The following is an 18,643-nucleotide window of genomic DNA, read 5'->3' as shown; positions in this document are numbered from 1 at the left end:
CACCCACATTTAAATGTGAGTGTGAATCTGATTAAAACTAATTATTACGGTTAGTCAACGCTTTGATAATTTAATTTCCTAATGACTTTGATTTCTCAGTGCAACGCTCCATTGCCGAAATAATTGATGAACGGAAGCCTTGCTTTTCTAATTCAGCAATTGCTTCGATTGTTGCACCACCTGGTGTACATACTTGGTCTTTTAATTCGCCAGGATGTAATTCAGTTTCAAGTACCATTTTTGCAGCTCCTAAAACTGCTTGAGCAGCTAGCTTATATGCTTGGTTTCTTTGAATTCCTTGTAAAACAGCCCCATCCGCTAATGCTTCTATCATTAAGTAAACATATGCAGGTGACGAGCCGCTTATAGCAGGAATTGCATCCATTAATTTCTCATTAACTATTTCGCATTTTCCAAAGCTATTAAAAATCTCCATAACTTCATTTAGTTCATTTTCAGTAACAATATGATTATGACAAAGAGCGCTCATACCTTCCCTAACTAAAGATGGTGTATTTGGCATTGTTCTTACAATTTTAACTTCTTTACCAAATGACTTTTCTACACCTTCTAAAGTAATGCCAGCAGCAATTGTAATGATGACAGTGTTATGTGAAACTACTTCTTTAATTTCTTCAATGATTGTTGGATATAAATCAGGTTTCACAGCTAAAAACAAATAATCAACTTGTTGAGCTAACTCGATATTACTTTTTAAAGTTAAAACCCCGTATAAATTTTTAACTTTTTCAAGCGTCTCATTTGACCTTGCACTTACATAAATCTGATTTTTTTCAATCACATTTGAATCGATCAACCCACCAATCATGGCTTGGGCCATTTTTCCGCATCCAATAAAACCAATCTTCTTATTCATACATTTTCACATCCAATAAGTTTAATAAATTGAATTATACAGGAGGGGTTTAATATTACCAAATAATACATTATTAAAATATTTCGATGAATTGGATACACACTTAGAATTATTTTTTGTAAAATAAAGATTGAGAAATATGACTCTATATTTAGGGGGTATTATGAAAGCAATTTTAAAAGAATCAAATCATAAAACTACAATTGAGATCATTCAACAACTTATTGATACATATGGTGGGACATCATTAACTCATCTGGGATTACTTGGTGATAAAAAAGTATTTCTTTCAGAAGATCAAAAGTCTGCATTTATTTATCGTAAACAAAGTAACAAATTAGTTGTTTTATGCGATCCAATTGGAGAGGTTTCTTTTGAAAAGTTAATGGAGTTTGAAAATTATTGTAAAAGTATTAAATGTATTCCAAGCTTTTATCAAATAGATGAAAAATCAAAAATGTTATATGAAAAAGCCGGTTATCGGTTGTTAAAATTAGGTGAAGAAGCAATTGTTGAACTTGAACAGTTTGAAATTACAGGCAAAAAAGGAGCAAAACTAAGAACAAAAAGGAATAAATTTATTCGACAAGGCTATCAATTTGAAGTAAATATGCCTGGTCATTCGATTGAACTACTTCAAGAATTAAAAGAAGTTTCGGATGAATGGTTAAATGGTAGGGAAGAATTGTCTTTTTCAGTAGGATCATTCCATTTTGATTATGTTTCAAATTTTCCTGTAGGAATTTTAAGAAATATAAATGGTCAAGTCATTGCTTTTACAACATTGCCGATACAAGGTGATAATATAACGATTGATTTAATGAGATATTTAAAAGAATTACCATATGGAACGATGGATATGCTTTTTGTTTCTATTATGTTTTGGGCTAAAGAAAATGGGTTTAAAAGCTGCAGCCTTGGAATGGCTCCGCTAGCGAATGTCGGATTAGATTCAAGTGCATCTTATATTGAAAAATTCGCAAAGATCATTTTTAAGTATGGTAACTCAATTTATAACTTTAAAGGATTATTGACGTTTAAAAGTAAATTTGCGAACAAATGGGAGTCAAAGTACTTAGCCTATAAGCCGTATACTCTAATGTCGGTCATTACATCTTTGTACCTTCTTGTCCACGGACAAAAAAACTTAAATTATATAACTAGATTAAAAAAACCAATCCTCAAAAAGGTGAAAATAAGTTAAAAAACCTCTAAAATAGAGGTTTTTTGTTTATCTAGTTTAAAATAAGTTTTTTTGATGTGTAAAACGAGTAGTTTTATCCCAACCGATTGTTTTTTTATTTATTTTTGCTTTTATATACAATACAAGACTTCTTACAAATAAATACGTAAATAGCTGCGCATAGGTAAAGTACATGATAAATGAACAGAAAATATTAATTGGACTTAACGTTTTTTCTGCAATTTGTGCACTGAACAGTTGGGCCGTATAAACTAAATATGAAAGATACCAAATAAAGAGTAGTGGGATTGTATAGTGAATTGAAAATAAACCAAGTACACCTAGTATAAACCAACTATAGGATATGACTAAAAATATCCAAAATACTACATAGACTAATAACTGGTGTAATGAGTGAATAATTAATCGACCATTCCAATAGCCTGGTGTAGTAAAAACTCTCTCAAGAATATATAAATTTCCTTGTAACCATCTAGTTCTTTGTTTTATATACACTTTAATTGTCTCAGGCTCTTGCTCCCATGTAACTGAATTTGGAACGATTGGAAGAAAGTATCCTGCTTGTGTGATCCTTAAAGTTAATTCAGCATCCTCCGCGATCGCATATGGGTCGTATCCGCCGAGTTCATTTATGACGGCTCTTTTAACTAACATATTTGTTCCAGTAAGAGAACCAGTTTTAAACAATTGCCACCTACCAGATTGCATCAATAATTGAAAAACTTGAAATTCAATCGAGATCATTCGGGTTAACCAATTCGTTGATTCGTTTATTGTTTTAACGTAACCGACCGCTCCTGCTGAATTTTTTGTAACAAGTGCTGCTTCAACTAATTTTTTTAATGCAGTTGGTTCAGGCTGATTGTCTGCATCATAAACACAAAAGTATTCTCCTTTTGAGATGCTTAATCCATAATTTAAAACTCGTGATTTGCCTTTTGGTTCTCCAGAAGGAACTTTAATATGTTGAAAATGACTATATGCATCAGCAAATTCCTTTGCAATTTCACCAGTCTCGTCTTGCGAATTATCATCTAGTAAATAAATTGTCAGCAATCCAGGATATTTAATTTTTGCCATAGCAGCCAAAGTATTTTTTATAACAACTCCTTCATTATGAGCGGGGATTAATATATCAACACTTGGATAATTAGTAATTGGTTCTTTAACCTGAAATTCCTTATGCGATTTTGAACGGAAATAAAGTCCAGCTACAGTTAAAAGGGAATAATATAACAATAATGTGATAAATAAAAAAGTTGAAAAAAGTAAAATCACTTTAATGCCATAAAAGAAAGAAACAGCAATTATACCTATACATAGTAAAATGAAACTAAATATAACAAGAAAAACACGCACTTCATTTCACCTCAATTAAATCAAAGTTGTATTAATAATTAGTTGATTATTTATATTTGAGTCAATCTTTTTATTAAAATTAGCAAATAGTCTATTTAATACAATGTCGACACCATCTTTATTTGTATTTTGAACAAGTATTTTAACCTCTCCAGTTTCAAACTGACCTACTAAATCAAATTGATTTCTTACAGAAATTAAAGCGGCATCCGACAAATCATAAAATATACTTTTTCTTATATTCTTTTTCAATTTAGCTAAATTAATCGTTATTAAATAACCATTTTCATTTCTTCGTTTCATTGCATTCATAACAATTTCGGCACGATTTTCAAATTCTCTTTGTGACAACACTTTCGTATTTAAGATATATCCTTCAAGTTCCTTTAGTTTTTTTGATAAGGCAATATTTTCTTTAGCGATCTTTTTAAAATGATAGCTAGAAATAAATAAAATAAATAAAGAAGCGATCGAGATAAAGTGAGCTATAATATGATCTCTTTGATCAATAGGTGTCCACGATTGTGATAATGCCAAATACATATAATAAAAAGAGGATAGAAGTGTTATTGCTACATAATAAGTAAATGAAAGTATTGTAGAAGTGAAAGTAAATACAATAGCGCTAATAATAAAAGCTATTGTTAAAAAAATGGCTTGTTGAATACTTGGTGAAAAATTTAAATAAAGTAAGCAACAAATAACCTGTAAAATCCAAAAAAGAGCTAATTTATAGTAATTCGACATATAATAACCCCGTTTTCCTATATAAATGCCTTACTGATCTAATATTGATTTGCTCCCACTCCTTCTTTCAATTCATAACAATCCTTGTTTATTATATTAGAAAAATTAAAAAATACTTTGAAAGTCATTAAATATTCACAATGTTAAATATATCCAAGCTTAATTTTGTATTAAGATTAATCTATAGAATATTTTCTCATCCCTTCAACTTGAGAGATTCATCATAATAGGTCTGCCATTTCTATAAAGTGGACACGCTTTAAATGCATACGTATAATGAGAAACAATGACTGTTCAATTTTGAAGGTGAGGAATACAAAATGGTAAAAGAGAATTCAGTAGAGTTTTTATTTAATTACATAGATGAATCGACAGAATGTTTAAAAGATAATTTAGAAATATCCTATTTAGAGGCATTAATTGAAACTGGGGAAAATTTCTTTGAGCGCGAAGTGTTACAAGAAGAGATTAATGACTTACAAAAAGAAAAGCTTATGAAAACAATTAATGAATTTTCGTCAGCATCAAAGGATAATGAAAGCATTCGAAGAGCTTTTCAATTAGCAATTTTAAAAGGTATGAAACAAGGGGTGCAAACAAACCATGAAATGACTCCTGATGGCATTGCTTTTATTATGTCTTACTTAGTTGGAAAGCTGACAGAAGGAAAACAAAATTTAACGATATTAGATCCGGCAATTGGTACGGGTAATCTTTTATTAACAATTTTAAATTCTTTAAAGGATAAATTTACTGCTTCTGTTGGGATTGATGTGGATGACGTTTTAGTTAAGATCGCGTTTGTTATTGGCAATTTGTTAGGACACGAAGTTGAATTATTTAATCAAGATAGTTTGGCACCGTTATTTGTTGATCCAGTTGATCTTGTTGTTTGTGACTTGCCTATTGGTTTTTATCCAAACGCTGAGCGTTCAAAAGATTTTGCTCTAAAAGCAAAAGAAGGTATGTCGTTTGCTCATCATTTATTTATTGAGCAAAGTATGAACTACTTAAAATCTGGTGGATTTTTCATTTCATTAGTTCCAAATCATCTATTTACGTCTGAACAATCAGCACAGTTACAGAGCTATATTAATGAAACAGGCGTCATTCAAGGATTGATACAGTTGCCAGTATCTGCCTTTAAAGATGAAAGACATCAAAAAAGTATATTAATAATCCGAAAAAATGCAGAAAATATGAACAAGCCAAAACAGGCTTTATTAGTTGATTTCCCTAAGTTAACTAATATGAAGGCAATTGAAAATATCATGATTCAAATGAATGAATGGTTTAAAGAAAATTTACAATAATTGAACTTTTAAACACGTAAACTAATTTGTGTTATAATAATTTCGATAAATAAAATATAACAGTTTCATGTTTAAAGGAGATGTAGAAGAATGGCAAATATTCTTGCGATTAATGCAGGCTCATCGTCATTAAAGTTCCAGTTAATTGAAATGCCTAGTGAAAAAGTACTTACAATTGGTTTAGTAGAGCGTATCGGTTTAAAGGATAGCGTATTTGTAATTACAGTAAATGGTGAAAAAATTAAAGAAGTTACTGATATCACAGATCATTCTGTAGCAGTTAAAATGCTTCTTGAAAAGCTAACAGGTTTAGGCGTAATTTCTTCATATGATGAAATTAATGGTGTTGGACATCGTGTAGTTCATGGTGGAGAATTATTTACTGATTCTGTAGTAATTACTGAAGAAGTTGAGAAGCAAATTGACGAACTTTCTGATTTAGCTCCACTTCATAATCCAGCTAACTTAGTTGGTATTCGTGCGTTTAAAGAACTATTACCGAATGTTCCTGCAGTAGCAGTGTTTGATACTGCATTCCATCAAACAATGCCTGAAGAATCTTATCTTTATAGCTTACCTTACGAGTACTATAAACAATTTGGTATTCGTAAATACGGATTCCACGGTACATCTCATAAGTATGTAACTGAGAGAGCGGCTGAAATGATTGGTAAACCTCTTGAAGAGTTAAGATTCATTTCATGTCACTTAGGAAATGGTGCAAGTATTGCTGCAGTTGATGGTGGAAAATCAATTGATACTTCAATGGGATTCACTCCACTTGCAGGTGTAACTATGGGGACTCGTTCAGGTAACTTAGACCCTGCTTTAATTCCATTTATTATGGAGAAAACAGGCAAAACAGCTGAGGAAGTACTTGATGTATTAAACAAACAAAGCGGAATGCTTGGAATCTCTGGATTCTCAAGTGACCTTCGTGATATTGAGACTGCTGCTGAAGAAGGTAATAAACGTGCGAAAATCGCTCAAAGTGTTTTCGTAAACCGTATCCACAAATATTTAGGTTCATACGCTGCTCGTATGAAGGGCGTAGATGCAATTATTTTCACTGCTGGTATTGGTGAAAATGGTCCGGAAATTCGTCAAGCCGTTTTAGAAGGTCTTGAATTTATGGGAGTTTATTTTGACCCAAGTAAAAACAACTTTAGAGGAAAAGAAGCTTTCATTAGCTTTGATCACTCACCAGTTAAAGTTATCGTTATTCCTACAAATGAAGAAGTTATGATCGCAAGAGACGTAATGCGTGTTGGAATGTAATAATTCCATTTGAATAATGAACGTAGAGCATACAAAAATAGTTGACCTCATATTCTTTAAATGAGATCACATTTTTGCTCTACGTTTTTTTATATTCGAGGTGATAATATGGATCAGTTGACGGAATTTAAATTATGGATTGAACTGAACGATTTAATTGAAAAGAAACAACAGCATCAAAATTTAAATAAATTTGAGCAGATCTATCAAAAAGCTTCTAATCTTCTCCTTCAGAAAATTCCTCAAGACTATTCGAATGCCTTTAATGATTTTTTTTCAACTGCTTTTTTCCACACACAGTCATTATTACAATCATCAAAACATTTTCAAGAAAAGAAACTAGATATTCTAAATCGAGCTCAAATTTTGAAAAGTGATATTAAGATAATTAGTGATTTAAGAAAATTACCATTAAGACAACTAAATTTTTTAGCTGAGCAAGAAATATCAAAAGCATTAATCATTTCATGTGTTCAAGGTGGGATCAGCGGAACGAGTTCAAAACTAGCCTTATTTGGAGACCTGCCTGCAATATTATTAATTAATCTGAAATCGGTACAAGAAATAGCACTTTGTTATGGATATGATGTTAGTATTCCAAAAGAGATGGAGTGTAGCTTAAAAGTACTTCAAGGTGCAATTCTCCCGTTACCTGAGAAATATGTTATATGGAATCATTTAATGACAGATATTCAAAAGCATGAAGATGATGATGTATTTGCGACTTGGGAAAATGAATTTAAAGGAGAAGGTTTCTACTATACGCTCCTATTACAAATGAGTAAGTTATTCGTCATACATTCATTGAGGAAAAAGCTATTTGGTGGTATTCCATTATTAGGGGTCACGGTAGGATCTAAATGGAATGAATCGTTTACCAAAAATGTATTAGAGTATACGAAACAATTTTATCAATATCGAATATTATCAAAACGAATTGCTTTAGAAGAATAAAAAAATCCATAGTCCATAGTTAAAATGTTATTAAATTAACTATTTAATGAATTTCTTTTGATGATATTATTTCTTTGTTTTTTAGATGATTTGTTTGTGTAATACATCAAATTTTTAGTAATGGCTCTTGTTAGAGTGGAAATCAACCACGTACAACTTCCTTTACATTGAAGATATTGTTGATTGATTGAAAAGTGCTTTTTTCAACACGTGAAAAAAGCCAACAAACTAGATGTTGGCTTTTTAACCATGTATTTTTGTATCATTCGACATTTGTTGGTTACTTCTAAACCAAATCCAAAGATCATTAATGATAGAAGCTAAATCTGCAATGTCAGAATTTAGTTTACAGCTCAAAACAAAATCAGACTCATGATTTAATTTTTCTTGCTTATCATTAATTGAAAACTCTAAGCGTTTAATTAGATCAGGTATTTCACCACGGATATATTCCCATTCTGTAAGAATCTTTTGTTGTTGATCGAAAGAGTAATCTTCCCAATCTAACTTTAAGCTGGGTAGAAAAATACCTAATCGTTCATCGTATGAAAAATAATCTTGTAACATTTTTTACTCCTCCCCTCGAGTATATTATACATTGAAAAAAATAAGTGAAACAAATTGAATTGTAAAATTTTATAATTTAGATTTCGGATTTAGTGAAAAGAGCAAAAAACTAAAAATAAAAATAATTAAAATAAAAGGAAAATAATTCAAAATAATAGAAATCATAGTTATCATTTAATAAAATAATCTTACTAAATTACAGTTTTTTTGTATAAGATAATGACAGGATTTTTAAGGAACGACTTTGTGTTAAAGGTTTTACTAAAATTTAGAATGAAAGTTTATGACCTTGCTTATACATACAATTGATTGAGTTATCTAGATGATTTTCACCTATATAAAATTATTTAGATTTGAAAGGAAGAGTTTTATGAGACATGCTGTTATAACGGCAGGAACGAAGGGGTTAGGGAAGAAAGTAACTGAATCATTTTTAAAAGAAGGATATTCAGTCACTGTTACATACTTTTCGGATGAGCAGGCCGTCATACAACGTAAAGAAGAATGGAAGGACTATTTAAATAACATTCTTTTTATAAAAGGTGATATTTCCGATAAAGTATTTATTAAAGAGATTGTCTCAAAAACGATGGAGAAATTCGGTAGGGTTGATTGTTTAATTAATAATGCTGGACCATATTTATTTAACCGTAAAAAACTGGCTGACTACACAGATGAAGAGTGGGAATACTTGATGTATGGAAATTTGCACAGTGTGTTTTATCTTTTAAAGCAAATTATTCCAATAATGAGAAACCAAAAATATGGGCGAATTATTAACTATGGTTTTCAAGGTGCTAATTCGGCATCGGGATGGATTTATCGATCTGCTTTCAGCGCAGCAAAAGTAGGGCTAGTATCATTAACTAAAACTGTTGCTTATGAAGAAGCAGAAAACGGAATAACATCTAATATGATCTGTCCAGGTGATATTTTTGGCGATATGAAAGAAGTAAATCGAGATGAAGCAAGTAGAGATGGAAAAGGGCTAGCACCGGTAGGTAGGTCTGGTACTGGAGAAGACATTGCTAGAATGGTGCAGTTTTTATGTAAGGAAGAATCTGATTTTATAACAGGAGATATATTTGAAATTACAGGTGGTTTAGATGTAATTAACAAATATAGACATAATCCATTATGATGAGTTTGATGGGACAATTCCATAATTTAAGCATAATTTATAGTAAGAAAGATTCTGAATTAATATTTATTATAAGAAATTAAGCGTTTTCATTTTCTGTCTTTATGTTTTGTGTTAATATAAAAATGTATTATTTATTTAATAAATAGAGCTCATCAAAGAGGCACGAATCAATTATATTTCAGGGGGAAATAACATGCGTATTGGTGTACCAAAAGAAATAAAAAATAACGAAAATCGTGTAGCAATGACACCAGCTGGAGTAATGAACTTAGTTGGACATGGTCACACAGTTTTCATTGAAACAAGTGCTGGACTTGGTTCAGGTTTTACTGATGAAGAATACGTAAAAGCTGGCGCAACAATTGTTGAAACAGCGCAAGAGGCTTGGAATAATGAAATGGTTATGAAAGTTAAAGAACCAATTCCAAGTGAGTATGGATATTTCCGTGAAGGATTAATTTTATTCACATATTTACACTTAGCTCCAGAGCCTGAATTAACGAAGGCTTTAATTGATAATAAAGTAGTTGGTATTGCATACGAAACTGTACAAGTTGGTAACACATTACCATTATTAACTCCAATGAGCGAAGTAGCTGGACGTATGTCTGCTCAAATCGGTGCTCAATTCTTAGAAAAAAACAAAGGCGGAAAAGGTATTTTATTAGGTGGAGTACCGGGAGTACGTCGTGGAAAAGTTACAATCATCGGTGGAGGTGTAGCTGGAACAAATGCTGCTAAAGTAGCTGTTGGTCTTGGTGCTCACGTAACGATGATTGACTTAAACCCAGATCGTTTACGTCAATTAGATGATATTTTTGGTCATCAAATTACGACTTTAATGTCAAACCCTTACAATATTGCTGAAGCGGTTAAAGAATCGGATCTTGTAATCGGTGCAGTATTAATTCCAGGTGCAAAAGCTCCAAAACTTGTAACAAAAGAAATGATCGAATCAATGGAACCAGGTTCAGTTGTAGTTGATATTGCAATTGACCAAGGTGGTATTTTCGAAACGACAGATCGCATTACAACTCATGATTTCCCAACATATGAGAAACACGGAGTAGTACACTATGCTGTAGCAAATATGCCTGGTGCTGTACCTCGTACTTCAACTATGGCGTTAACAAATGTTACTGTTCCTTATGCAGTGCAAATTGCTAATAAAGGCTACCAAAAAGCTTGCTTAGATAACTCTGCTTTATTCAAAGGTATTAATACTCTTGATGGGTATGTAACTTACGAAGCAGTAGCTGAAGCACATGGTTTAGAATATAAAGAAGCAACTACTTTATTACAAGGTACGTCTGTTTCTACAAACTAATAAATCGTTAAATCCCTTTATCAATTTTGGTAAAGGGATTTTTTAATGAGCAAAAGAGGTAAAGAAAACCCCATTTTCAATAAAATGAAGATGGGGTTTTCTGATTGTATTTATTCTGTACAAGAATTAAATTCTTCCTTCAAAATGCTATATTGATACATATCACGATGAGCACCTTTAAAATACTCATGCTTACGCAATATACCATCTAAATGAAAGCCTAATTTTGTAAGGAAGTTTTGTGAAGCAATATTAAAGTCATATACTTCACCATATACTTTTACGAGTTTTAGTTCATTAAAAGAATAATGTAGTAGGTAATTTAAAGCGAATGATCCAAGTCCTTTTTTATGCATTGATTGATCTCCAATTACAATTCCAAAAGCAGCGTGATTATTCTCTTGATCTAGATTCCCTAACTCAATTCTTCCAACGCAAATCCCATTGTATTCAATCGTAAACAAATGAAGATTTGGTTTAAGTCCGTTAAAGTACTTTTCATAACCTTGTACTACTTCCTCTAAAGAACGAGGTTTTTCGATACCTACAAGCTTACCAAGCTCATCATCGCATTCCCACTTATGCATAATAGGAACGTCAGAAGGAAGGACTTGCCGAATTTTTATTAATTGGTTTTGATTCATATTATAGAATGATTAATTCTTTAGGGAACTTCGTTAACGTAATTGCACCTGTTTCTGTAATAACGATATCATCCTCAATACGTACTCCACCAACATTTGGAACATAAATTCCTGGTTCAATTGTATAAGACATGCCAGGTTTAATAATATCAGTATTTGAGTCATTTACTGATGGATAATCGTGGATACCAATTCCTAAACCATGTCCAATTCGGTGCACGAAATATTCACCATAACCAGCGTCAGAGATGATTTGGCGAGCAGCACGGTCAACATTACCTAATACTTCGCCTGGTTTACTTGCTTCAATTGCAGCAAGTTGACCTTTTAATACAGTCTCATAAATTTCACGTTGTTGCTCATTTGGTTGACCAAACATTACTGTACGAGTAATATCAGAGCAATATCCATCAACGATAAAGCCTAAGTCCATTAGTACGAAATCACCTTTTTTAATAGGGTTAGTACCAGGATTTCCGTGAGGTAGCGCTGAGTTTGCACCAGTTAAAATTAACGTACTAAATGAAGTTTTAGAAATACCATTTTTCTTCATTTCGTATTCCATTTCAGCAATTAGATCCATTTCTGTTTTGCCTTCAGCAATACGATCAACAATAATTTGGCAAGCCATGTCAGCTGCTTCAGCTGCAACTTGCATACGACGAATTTCTTCACTATCTTTAATTAATCGTAAGTCATGTAATTTTTCTTCAGCCGCAAGGAATTGTACACCAGGGAAAAGTTGTACTAATCTTTCATAGCGACCAACAAGAAGATGTTCTTTTTCGATTGCCATACGATTTACTGTAATGTTACGGTTTGCTAATGATTCTTGAATCATAGCCCAAGGATCTTGGCTGTCATTAAAGCCGATTACATCATATTTCCAACCAGCATTTTGTACATGTCCAACTTCCATTTGTGGACAAACAAGGATAGGCTCATGATTTGGAAATACTAGACAAGCTAAAAGACGCTCATGTGGATTACAATGGAAATTTGTTAAATAAAATACGTTCTCAGTAGATGTAATAAATCCTAGTTGAATATCTTGCTCTTTTAACCAAGTTGATAGATTTTGTATACGGTGTTCCATTTGTAACATCCTTTCTTAAAAAAACAAAAATTACTGCAATAAACAAAAAAAGTCTTTACAGTTCTTATCAGTAGTATTTTACCATTTTTTATCGAATTTCGTAAAATAGTTAACTTTTTTCTTATTTTTGTAATGGAAAATAATCTGTTAAAATGTGGTAGAGACTAATTTTTTATAAAGGAGCGACTTAATTTGAAAATTACATATTTTGGGCACAGTGTTATTTTAGTAGAGCATGGTCAAGATTCAATTATTATTGACCCATTTATTAACGGAAATCCACATACTAATGTGAAAGTAAACGAGCTTAAAGTGAATTATATCTATGTAACACATGGTCACGGTGATCATTTAGGTGATACGGTTGAACTCGCTAAACAAAATGATGCGACTGTTATTGCTCCAGTTGAATTAGCAACTTGGATCTCTTGGCAAGGAGTGAAAGTTGTTCCTATGCATATTGGTGGAGAAAAAGAATTTTCTTTTGGAAAATTAAAATTAGTTGAAGCAATTCATGGTTCAAGCATAGTTGATGAAGAAAATAAACAAATCATTAATGTTGGTCCGCCATCTGGCGTTTTACTAAAAATTGCTGGAAAAACGATTTATCATGCAGGAGATACTGCGCTTTATAGAGGTATGAAAACTTTAGGTGAATATGAAAAGATTGATCTAGCATATCTACCAATAGGAAATCATTTTACAATGGGAATCGACGATGCAGTAATTGCTGCAGAGTGGATTAACGCAGAGCAAGTAATTCCAATGCATTATAATACGTTCCCACCAATCCAAGTAGATCCAAATGAATTCCTAGAAAAATTACCGAAGAAAAATGGTTTCATTCACGAGGCAAATACAACAATTTCAATAGTGTAATACAAATTATATAGAAATTTATAGTACAGTTTTTAAAGCACGTTGAAACGTGCTTTTTTTCATGGTATGAATTGTTATATAATAGTTAATAAAAATATTAATACAACCATTGAAAGCTTGGTGAGGTAATTGACTACAAAGCACGATCAAATACTAGAACATATTGAACAACTACCAGTCGGTCATAAAATATCGGTAAGGCAAATTGCGAAAGATTTAAGTGTAAGCGAAGGTACTGCGTATAGAGCAATTAAAGATGCGGAAAACAAAGGATTTGTTAGTACGATTGAACGCGTAGGTACGATTCGAATTGAAACGAAACGAAAAGAAAATATTGAAAAATTAACTTTTGCCGAAGTTGTTAATATTGTTGATGGACAAGTTTTAGGTGGTAAAGAAGGCTTACATAAAACACTGAATAAGTTTGTTATTGGTGCTATGCAACTTGATGCAATGATGCGATATATTAGTGCAAATAATTTATTGATCGTCGGAAACCGAGTGAAAGCGCATGAACTAGCACTAAAAGAAGGGTCAGCGGTTTTAGTGACAGGTGGATTTGATACGGATGAAAGTGTTAAGCGTCTGGCAGATGAAATGAAAATGCCAATCATTTCTTCAAGTTATGACACTTTTACTGTCGCGACATTAATAAATAGAGCAATTTATGATCAATTAATTAAAAAGGATATAGTATTAGTAGAGGATATTTTGATTCCAACTGAAAAAACAGCTACATTATCTCCAACAGATGAAGTAGAAAAATGGTATGAGCATAATAGAGATACTGGGCATGGAAGATATCCTGTAGTCGATGATCGAGGTAAATTAATTGGAATCGTAACCTCAAAAGATATCATTAACGAACAACGTACCCAAAGAATTGATAAAGTAATGACTAGACAACCGATTAGTGTTAACGAAAAGATGTCAGTAGCAGCAGCTGCTAGAATGATGGTTTGGGAAGGAATCGAGCTTCTGCCAGTTGTCAATTCATCGAATAACTTAATCGGTATTATAAGTCGTCAAGATGTACTTGAAGCACTTCAACAATTACAACGTCAGCCTCAAGTTGGCGAAACAATTGATGATATTGTTACTAGTCAATTCCATAATAATAAAGAACAAAAAAATGACGACTTCACTATAAGATGTAATGTAACTCCGCAAATGACAAATGTAATCGGAACACTGTCACATGGCGTATTTACGACGATTGTAACCGAGGCGGGCAAACGTGCTGTTCGCGATATGAAAAAAGGGGACTTAATCGTTGAAAATATTACAATTTACTTCGTTCAGCCAGTTCAAATTGATGACGTAATTGAAATAAAACCAAAAGTTCTAGAACTAGGTCGTAAATTTGGAAAGGTAGACGTTGAAGTATTTCAACAAGGAATATTAGTAGGCAAAGCATTAATGATGATGCAATTATTAGATCGATAATATCGAGGCTGTTTTAAATAGATTTGAAAAACACTAGGAAGTAAGGTTTCCTAGTGTTTTTTTTGGGGAAATCCTCCTTTTATGAACGAAACCACAATACGCACGATAAAACTGAGCATATGAACATAGCAACGCACACACAATACGCATGAAAGTCGGAGTATATGAACAAAACCAGGGAAAATACGCACAAAAGTCTGAGCTTTATGCACAAAACCCGTCCCTTTATGAACAAAGTTCACGACTCTATAAACAAAGTACACATTTTGTTCGTATTTCTAAACTAGAAAAAGGCAGGGAACTAACTGGCCCCTGCCTAATCATCTTTTATTTTAAGTTTGAAAGTAGTTTGTTAACTCTATTAACAAATTCATTGTTTTCGTTTCTAGTATCAAAATCCTTCGCTAGGTCATAGACAATTTTTTCTAGCTTTTCTAAATCATAAATAAAATCTTGCTCATTTAATTTTAATTTTTTCGCTATATATAATGCTGCAAGCCAAAATTCAAATTTATATGCTAGATTTGAAAGATTGTCACATAAATCTACATGTTTATAGAACATTTCGATCGCTCTGTCAGGATCACAATGAGTTAAAAAGATAATTTGCTCACTTAATTCAGGGATGTACTTTGAACGATTATAGGTTACAAAATAAGCTTTTTGTTGAATGAGTAGTGCTTCTTCTTTTTTGTTTACTTCTAATAATGGCAGAAGTAATTTTGAGTAGGATTTATGAATTGCTTCGTCACAATCAACTGTGCTATTCATTATTTGATTTTGGATCGTTAACGCTTCTTGAAGATTTTTAGTTTTTAGAAAATAAATCATATCACCATACAATTCACATTTTTCACAATTACTTAAATCATCTCTTGGAGATTTTTTAAATAGTTGATAGTTTTGCTCTGCAAGATCAATTTTATTTAAATATAAGTTCATTACATATAAAGCCTGAAAATAAGGTCTTAAAGAATAGTTTGCAATCATTAAACGATTCTTAAAGTCCTCGAAATACTGTTGAATATCTTCTAAAGAGAATCTGAGAGAATGTGGTAAAATTTCTAATAGCCATTTGTAATACCATAAGATTTGTTCTTGCTCTATGCGTTCTTCATTTTGATCATATAAATCTAAGCACCACAAAAAGGTATCAATAAACAAATCTATTTCACCGATAGAGAAAGCGGTTTCTGCTAATTCCATATTGACATAATATAGATAGCCCCATTCCTCTTGGTTTTCTAATTCTTCCGCAAAAGAAAGTAGCTTTTGAAGCTTGGTACTAGAATGTGATAATTCTACAAGTTCATCAAATTTCGATGAAAATAGTTCTTCTGTCATCATGTTGTTTTCGCACCTTCTAGATTTCTTTTATTATCTTAAATTCTTTGTATTTCTTGTGATCCCCCGTGTAATTGTTTACACTCTTGGTCGTTTGATTGCACTTAATTTTAAGCAGTTTGTTTATTTTCAATTGCTTTATAGTGCTTATTTTGTAAATATCCACGATATAGATTTGCCGCACCAAATATGATGAACACAATTCCAATGCAAATTGTTAATAACTCAAGCTTGTTAACCATTTGATTTACACCATAAAGTAATAGGAATAAACCAAAAGTAATTCTTGCACGCGAGCCAGCAATTTTTTTTGTAAGTAGTTCGCTTGTAAAGAAAAATTTGGTAACGTAAAATAAGAAGAATAGAAAAGATATAATTAAGACTGTTGCGATGCTATCCACTTAGCTTCCACCTTTCAATAACTAATACATAATTCTATTTTACAGTCATAGAAACTATATTTCAAAAGTTTTCATATAAAGGAGAGTTTAACATTGAAAGAACAAATATTAAAAGATATACATTCATTTGATACGATCATTATCCATCGTCATGTTCGTCCAGACCCAGATGCAATTGGTTCACAGTGCGGTTTAGCAGAGATGATTAAAGCAAGTTATCCTGCAAAAAAAGTATATGTAGTAGGAGAATTACCACAATCGCTAGAGTATTTACATAAAATGGATGTAATTGCAGACGAAGTATATGATGATGCTCTTGTTATTGTGTGCGACACAGCGAATACTGAGCGAGTAGATGATGCTAGGTATACTAATGGAAAGAAACTTATTAAAATTGATCATCATCCGAATGTGGATTCATATGGTGATATTATGCATGTTGATACAACTGCTAGCTCAACAAGTGAGTTGATATTTGAACTTGCTGAGAGTAGTAATGAGCAATTAGTCATTACAGACCAAGTTGCAAGATTAATTTATGCAGGAATCATTGGAGATACAGGCAGATTTCTATTTCCAAGTACGACCGAAAGAACTTTTCATGCCGCTAGCAATTTAATTAAGAAGGATTTCTCAATAAACGAAATTTATGACAATATGTACGAAACATCAATTGAGATGGCTCATTTAAATGGATATGTTCTTCAAAATTTCAAACTTACAGAAGAAGGTGTCGGTCATATAAATATGACGAAGGCTCTAATGGAAGAATATAATGTAACCTCTGAGCAAGCTTCATTAGCAGTAAGTTCGCTTGGCCATATAAAGGGCGTAAAAGCTTGGGTAATATTTTTAGAGGAAGATGATTTAATTCGAGTACGTCTTCGTTCTAAAGGTCCAGTTATAAATGGAGTAGCTGCTATGTTTAATGGTGGTGGGCACCCGCTTGCATCTGGAGCAAAAGTCTTCTCGTGGGAAGAAACAGAAAAAGTTGTTGAAGAACTTAAAAAGGTTTGTAAAGAAGAGAAGTAAGATTAAAAAATAAAATGAGAGGCTTATCGTAATGAATAGCCTCTCATTTATTTTGTACTTTTTATTTTTAATGTAATTTCTAACACAGTATCAAAGTATATCGTATCGATTTCAAGTTTAAATCGCCGATCGTCTTTAATATAAACTTTGTTTTCGATTGCTCGCCTTAATAATTCTCGATTTTGAGAAACACTTTTTATGTCTTGTGTGAGTAAATGACTTAGGTCATTTTTTACATCACTAATAATCTGATTTTGTGTGAATAAATTTAAATTGTATTGTTTGGAATTTAATATTGTAACTTTGATTTCTTGTACTGTTAAATTTCGTTTGTTTTCTTTGTTCAACCGTTCCGTATTTTCAATTAATATATTTTTATCTCTTAAATATTCATTATTGAGCATTTTCAATTCAGATATTTGTTTAACCTGCTCTTCTTCTGTAACACCATACATATAGATAAAGACAAGCCAACTAATAATAAATCCGAAAAATATGCCTACAAAAAATTTTGCCCAAGCATGTGAGAGTCGTTCTGGAGGAGCTTTCATTAAACATGTTCTCCCGTAAACCATTGGATAAGGATTGTACCGGTATGAGTGCCTCCCATAGCAGCGATAATCATGAAAATTTGTTTAATAAATTCAATTGTTTCACCTTCAAATAAACCTTTTTCAAAACTATAAAAAGTGTCAAATGTTCCACCAATCGCCCCAACAATTGCCCAAATTCGTAGTTTCATTGATAAGTCATACATGCTACTAAGCGGTGGCTGACCGATCACATAGTATCCAATTGAACCAATTATGGATCCACCGATTATTATTCCTAGTGAAATAAAGTACATTGAAATTAACGCCGGTATAAAAGGCAACTTAAGCTCCACTTGTCCTCACTCCTTCAATAATATATATGGACAAAGTGTGATGTGTATGATGAGTATTAAAGTAAGTTTATTAAGAAAAGATTTGTTTTAATTTTTACGAACGAAAATAGAATGTAAGTTCGCATTTTGTGATAGAATAGATTAT

19 protein-coding genes are annotated in these 18,643 nt (G+C 32.1%); 9 read left to right on the top strand and 10 right to left on the bottom strand.

Annotated elements, in window-relative coordinates; genetic code table 11:
- Positions 1 to 70: 70 nt before the first annotated feature.
- Entirely contained in the window at positions 71 to 877 is an 807-nt protein-coding gene (gene proC / locus CN692_RS11235) for a pyrroline-5-carboxylate reductase (RefSeq protein WP_098119250.1), read from the bottom strand.
- 163 nt (positions 878 to 1,040) lie between these two features.
- Between proC and CN692_RS11230 the strand changes: the two genes are divergently transcribed.
- Complete coding sequence (locus CN692_RS11230; protein WP_179874421.1) at positions 1,041 to 2,081, top strand: phosphatidylglycerol lysyltransferase domain-containing protein; 1,041 nt, start codon at positions 1,041 to 1,043, stop codon at positions 2,079 to 2,081.
- Between the two features lie 36 nt (positions 2,082 to 2,117).
- Here CN692_RS11230 and CN692_RS11225 read toward each other — a convergent pair whose 3' ends face one another.
- Together CN692_RS11225 and CN692_RS11220 are read right to left on the bottom strand one after the other, a co-directional pair.
- The gene (locus CN692_RS11225; protein ID WP_098119248.1) at positions 2,118 to 3,440 is read right to left on the bottom strand and encodes a glycosyltransferase family 2 protein; all 1,323 of its coding nucleotides are present in this window, start codon (positions 3,438 to 3,440) and stop codon (positions 2,118 to 2,120) included.
- 15 nt (positions 3,441 to 3,455) lie between these two features.
- The gene (locus tag CN692_RS11220; RefSeq protein ID WP_098119247.1) at positions 3,456 to 4,187 is read right to left on the bottom strand and encodes a hypothetical protein; all 732 of its coding nucleotides are present in this window, start codon (positions 4,185 to 4,187) and stop codon (positions 3,456 to 3,458) included.
- 320 nt (positions 4,188 to 4,507) lie between these two features.
- Between CN692_RS11220 and CN692_RS11215 the strand changes: the two genes are divergently transcribed.
- From CN692_RS11215 to CN692_RS11205, 3 genes are all read left to right on the top strand, one after another.
- Complete coding sequence (locus CN692_RS11215; protein ID WP_098119246.1) at positions 4,508 to 5,500, top strand: class I SAM-dependent methyltransferase; 993 nt, start codon at positions 4,508 to 4,510, stop codon at positions 5,498 to 5,500.
- A gap of 90 nt (positions 5,501 to 5,590) precedes the next feature.
- Entirely contained in the window at positions 5,591 to 6,778 is a 1,188-nt protein-coding gene (locus CN692_RS11210; RefSeq protein ID WP_098119245.1) for an acetate kinase, read from the top strand.
- A gap of 108 nt (positions 6,779 to 6,886) precedes the next feature.
- On the top strand, positions 6,887 to 7,732 hold the full coding sequence (locus tag CN692_RS11205; RefSeq protein WP_179874420.1) for an EcsC family protein: 846 nt from the start codon (positions 6,887 to 6,889) through the stop codon (positions 7,730 to 7,732).
- A gap of 243 nt (positions 7,733 to 7,975) precedes the next feature.
- Here the strand turns inward: CN692_RS11205 and CN692_RS11200 are convergent, their stop codons facing one another.
- Complete coding sequence (locus CN692_RS11200) at positions 7,976 to 8,299, bottom strand: hypothetical protein (protein WP_098119243.1); 324 nt, start codon at positions 8,297 to 8,299, stop codon at positions 7,976 to 7,978.
- 370 nt (positions 8,300 to 8,669) lie between these two features.
- Between CN692_RS11200 and CN692_RS11195 the strand changes: the two genes are divergently transcribed.
- Both CN692_RS11195 and ald read left to right on the top strand, forming a co-directional pair.
- Positions 8,670 to 9,440 carry an SDR family oxidoreductase gene (locus CN692_RS11195; protein ID WP_098119242.1) on the top strand — a complete coding sequence of 257 codons (771 nt, stop codon included), beginning with the start codon at positions 8,670 to 8,672 and terminating at the stop codon, positions 9,438 to 9,440.
- A 196-nt stretch (positions 9,441 to 9,636) separates the two neighbouring features.
- Complete coding sequence (ald, locus tag CN692_RS11190; RefSeq protein ID WP_098119241.1) at positions 9,637 to 10,770, top strand: alanine dehydrogenase; 1,134 nt, start codon at positions 9,637 to 9,639, stop codon at positions 10,768 to 10,770.
- A 110-nt stretch (positions 10,771 to 10,880) separates the two neighbouring features.
- On the opposite strand, the gene CN692_RS11185 is transcribed toward ald, so the two are convergent.
- Positions 10,881 to 11,414, bottom strand: a complete 534-nt coding sequence (locus CN692_RS11185) for a GNAT family N-acetyltransferase (RefSeq protein WP_098119240.1) — start codon at positions 11,412 to 11,414, stop codon at positions 10,881 to 10,883.
- Position 11,415: 1 nt separating this feature from the next.
- Positions 11,416 to 12,510 (bottom strand): M24 family metallopeptidase, encoded by a 1,095-nt coding sequence (locus tag CN692_RS11180; RefSeq protein ID WP_098119239.1) that lies wholly within the window; start codon positions 12,508 to 12,510, stop codon positions 11,416 to 11,418.
- 192 nt (positions 12,511 to 12,702) lie between these two features.
- On the opposite strand from CN692_RS11180, the gene CN692_RS11175 reads away from it, so the two are divergent.
- A complete protein-coding gene (locus CN692_RS11175) occupies positions 12,703 to 13,389 on the top strand; it encodes a metal-dependent hydrolase (protein ID WP_098119238.1) in 687 nt (228 codons plus the stop codon).
- A gap of 129 nt (positions 13,390 to 13,518) precedes the next feature.
- On the top strand, positions 13,519 to 14,835 hold the full coding sequence (locus tag CN692_RS11170; RefSeq protein ID WP_098119237.1) for a DRTGG domain-containing protein: 1,317 nt from the start codon (positions 13,519 to 13,521) through the stop codon (positions 14,833 to 14,835).
- Between the two features lie 327 nt (positions 14,836 to 15,162).
- On the opposite strand, the gene CN692_RS11165 is transcribed toward CN692_RS11170, so the two are convergent.
- Positions 15,163 to 16,182 carry a hypothetical protein gene (locus CN692_RS11165; RefSeq protein WP_098119236.1) on the bottom strand — a complete coding sequence of 340 codons (1,020 nt, stop codon included), beginning with the start codon at positions 16,180 to 16,182 and terminating at the stop codon, positions 15,163 to 15,165.
- A gap of 107 nt (positions 16,183 to 16,289) precedes the next feature.
- Complete coding sequence (locus CN692_RS11160; protein ID WP_098119235.1) at positions 16,290 to 16,580, bottom strand: YtpI family protein; 291 nt, start codon at positions 16,578 to 16,580, stop codon at positions 16,290 to 16,292.
- Between the two features lie 93 nt (positions 16,581 to 16,673).
- Between CN692_RS11160 and CN692_RS11155 the strand changes: the two genes are divergently transcribed.
- The gene (locus tag CN692_RS11155; protein WP_098119234.1) at positions 16,674 to 17,612 is read left to right on the top strand and encodes a DHH family phosphoesterase; all 939 of its coding nucleotides are present in this window, start codon (positions 16,674 to 16,676) and stop codon (positions 17,610 to 17,612) included.
- A 47-nt stretch (positions 17,613 to 17,659) separates the two neighbouring features.
- Here CN692_RS11155 and ytrI read toward each other — a convergent pair whose 3' ends face one another.
- Both ytrI and CN692_RS11145 read right to left on the bottom strand, forming a co-directional pair.
- Entirely contained in the window at positions 17,660 to 18,163 is a 504-nt protein-coding gene (gene ytrI / locus CN692_RS11150) for a sporulation membrane protein YtrI (protein ID WP_098119233.1), read from the bottom strand.
- Positions 18,163 to 18,498 (bottom strand): YtrH family sporulation protein, encoded by a 336-nt coding sequence (locus CN692_RS11145; protein WP_306659816.1) that lies wholly within the window; start codon positions 18,496 to 18,498, stop codon positions 18,163 to 18,165. The genes ytrI and CN692_RS11145 overlap by 1 nt, the downstream gene beginning before the upstream one ends.
- Positions 18,499 to 18,643 lie beyond the last annotated feature (145 nt).

Origin of the sequence: Bacillus sp. AFS002410, from assembly GCF_002556365.1 — a bacterium.
Taxonomy (GTDB): Bacteria; Bacillota; Bacilli; order Bacillales; family Bacillaceae_G; genus Gottfriedia.
Note: the sequence above shows the minus strand (reverse complement) of the source record. Positions and strands in the feature narration are given on the sequence as shown.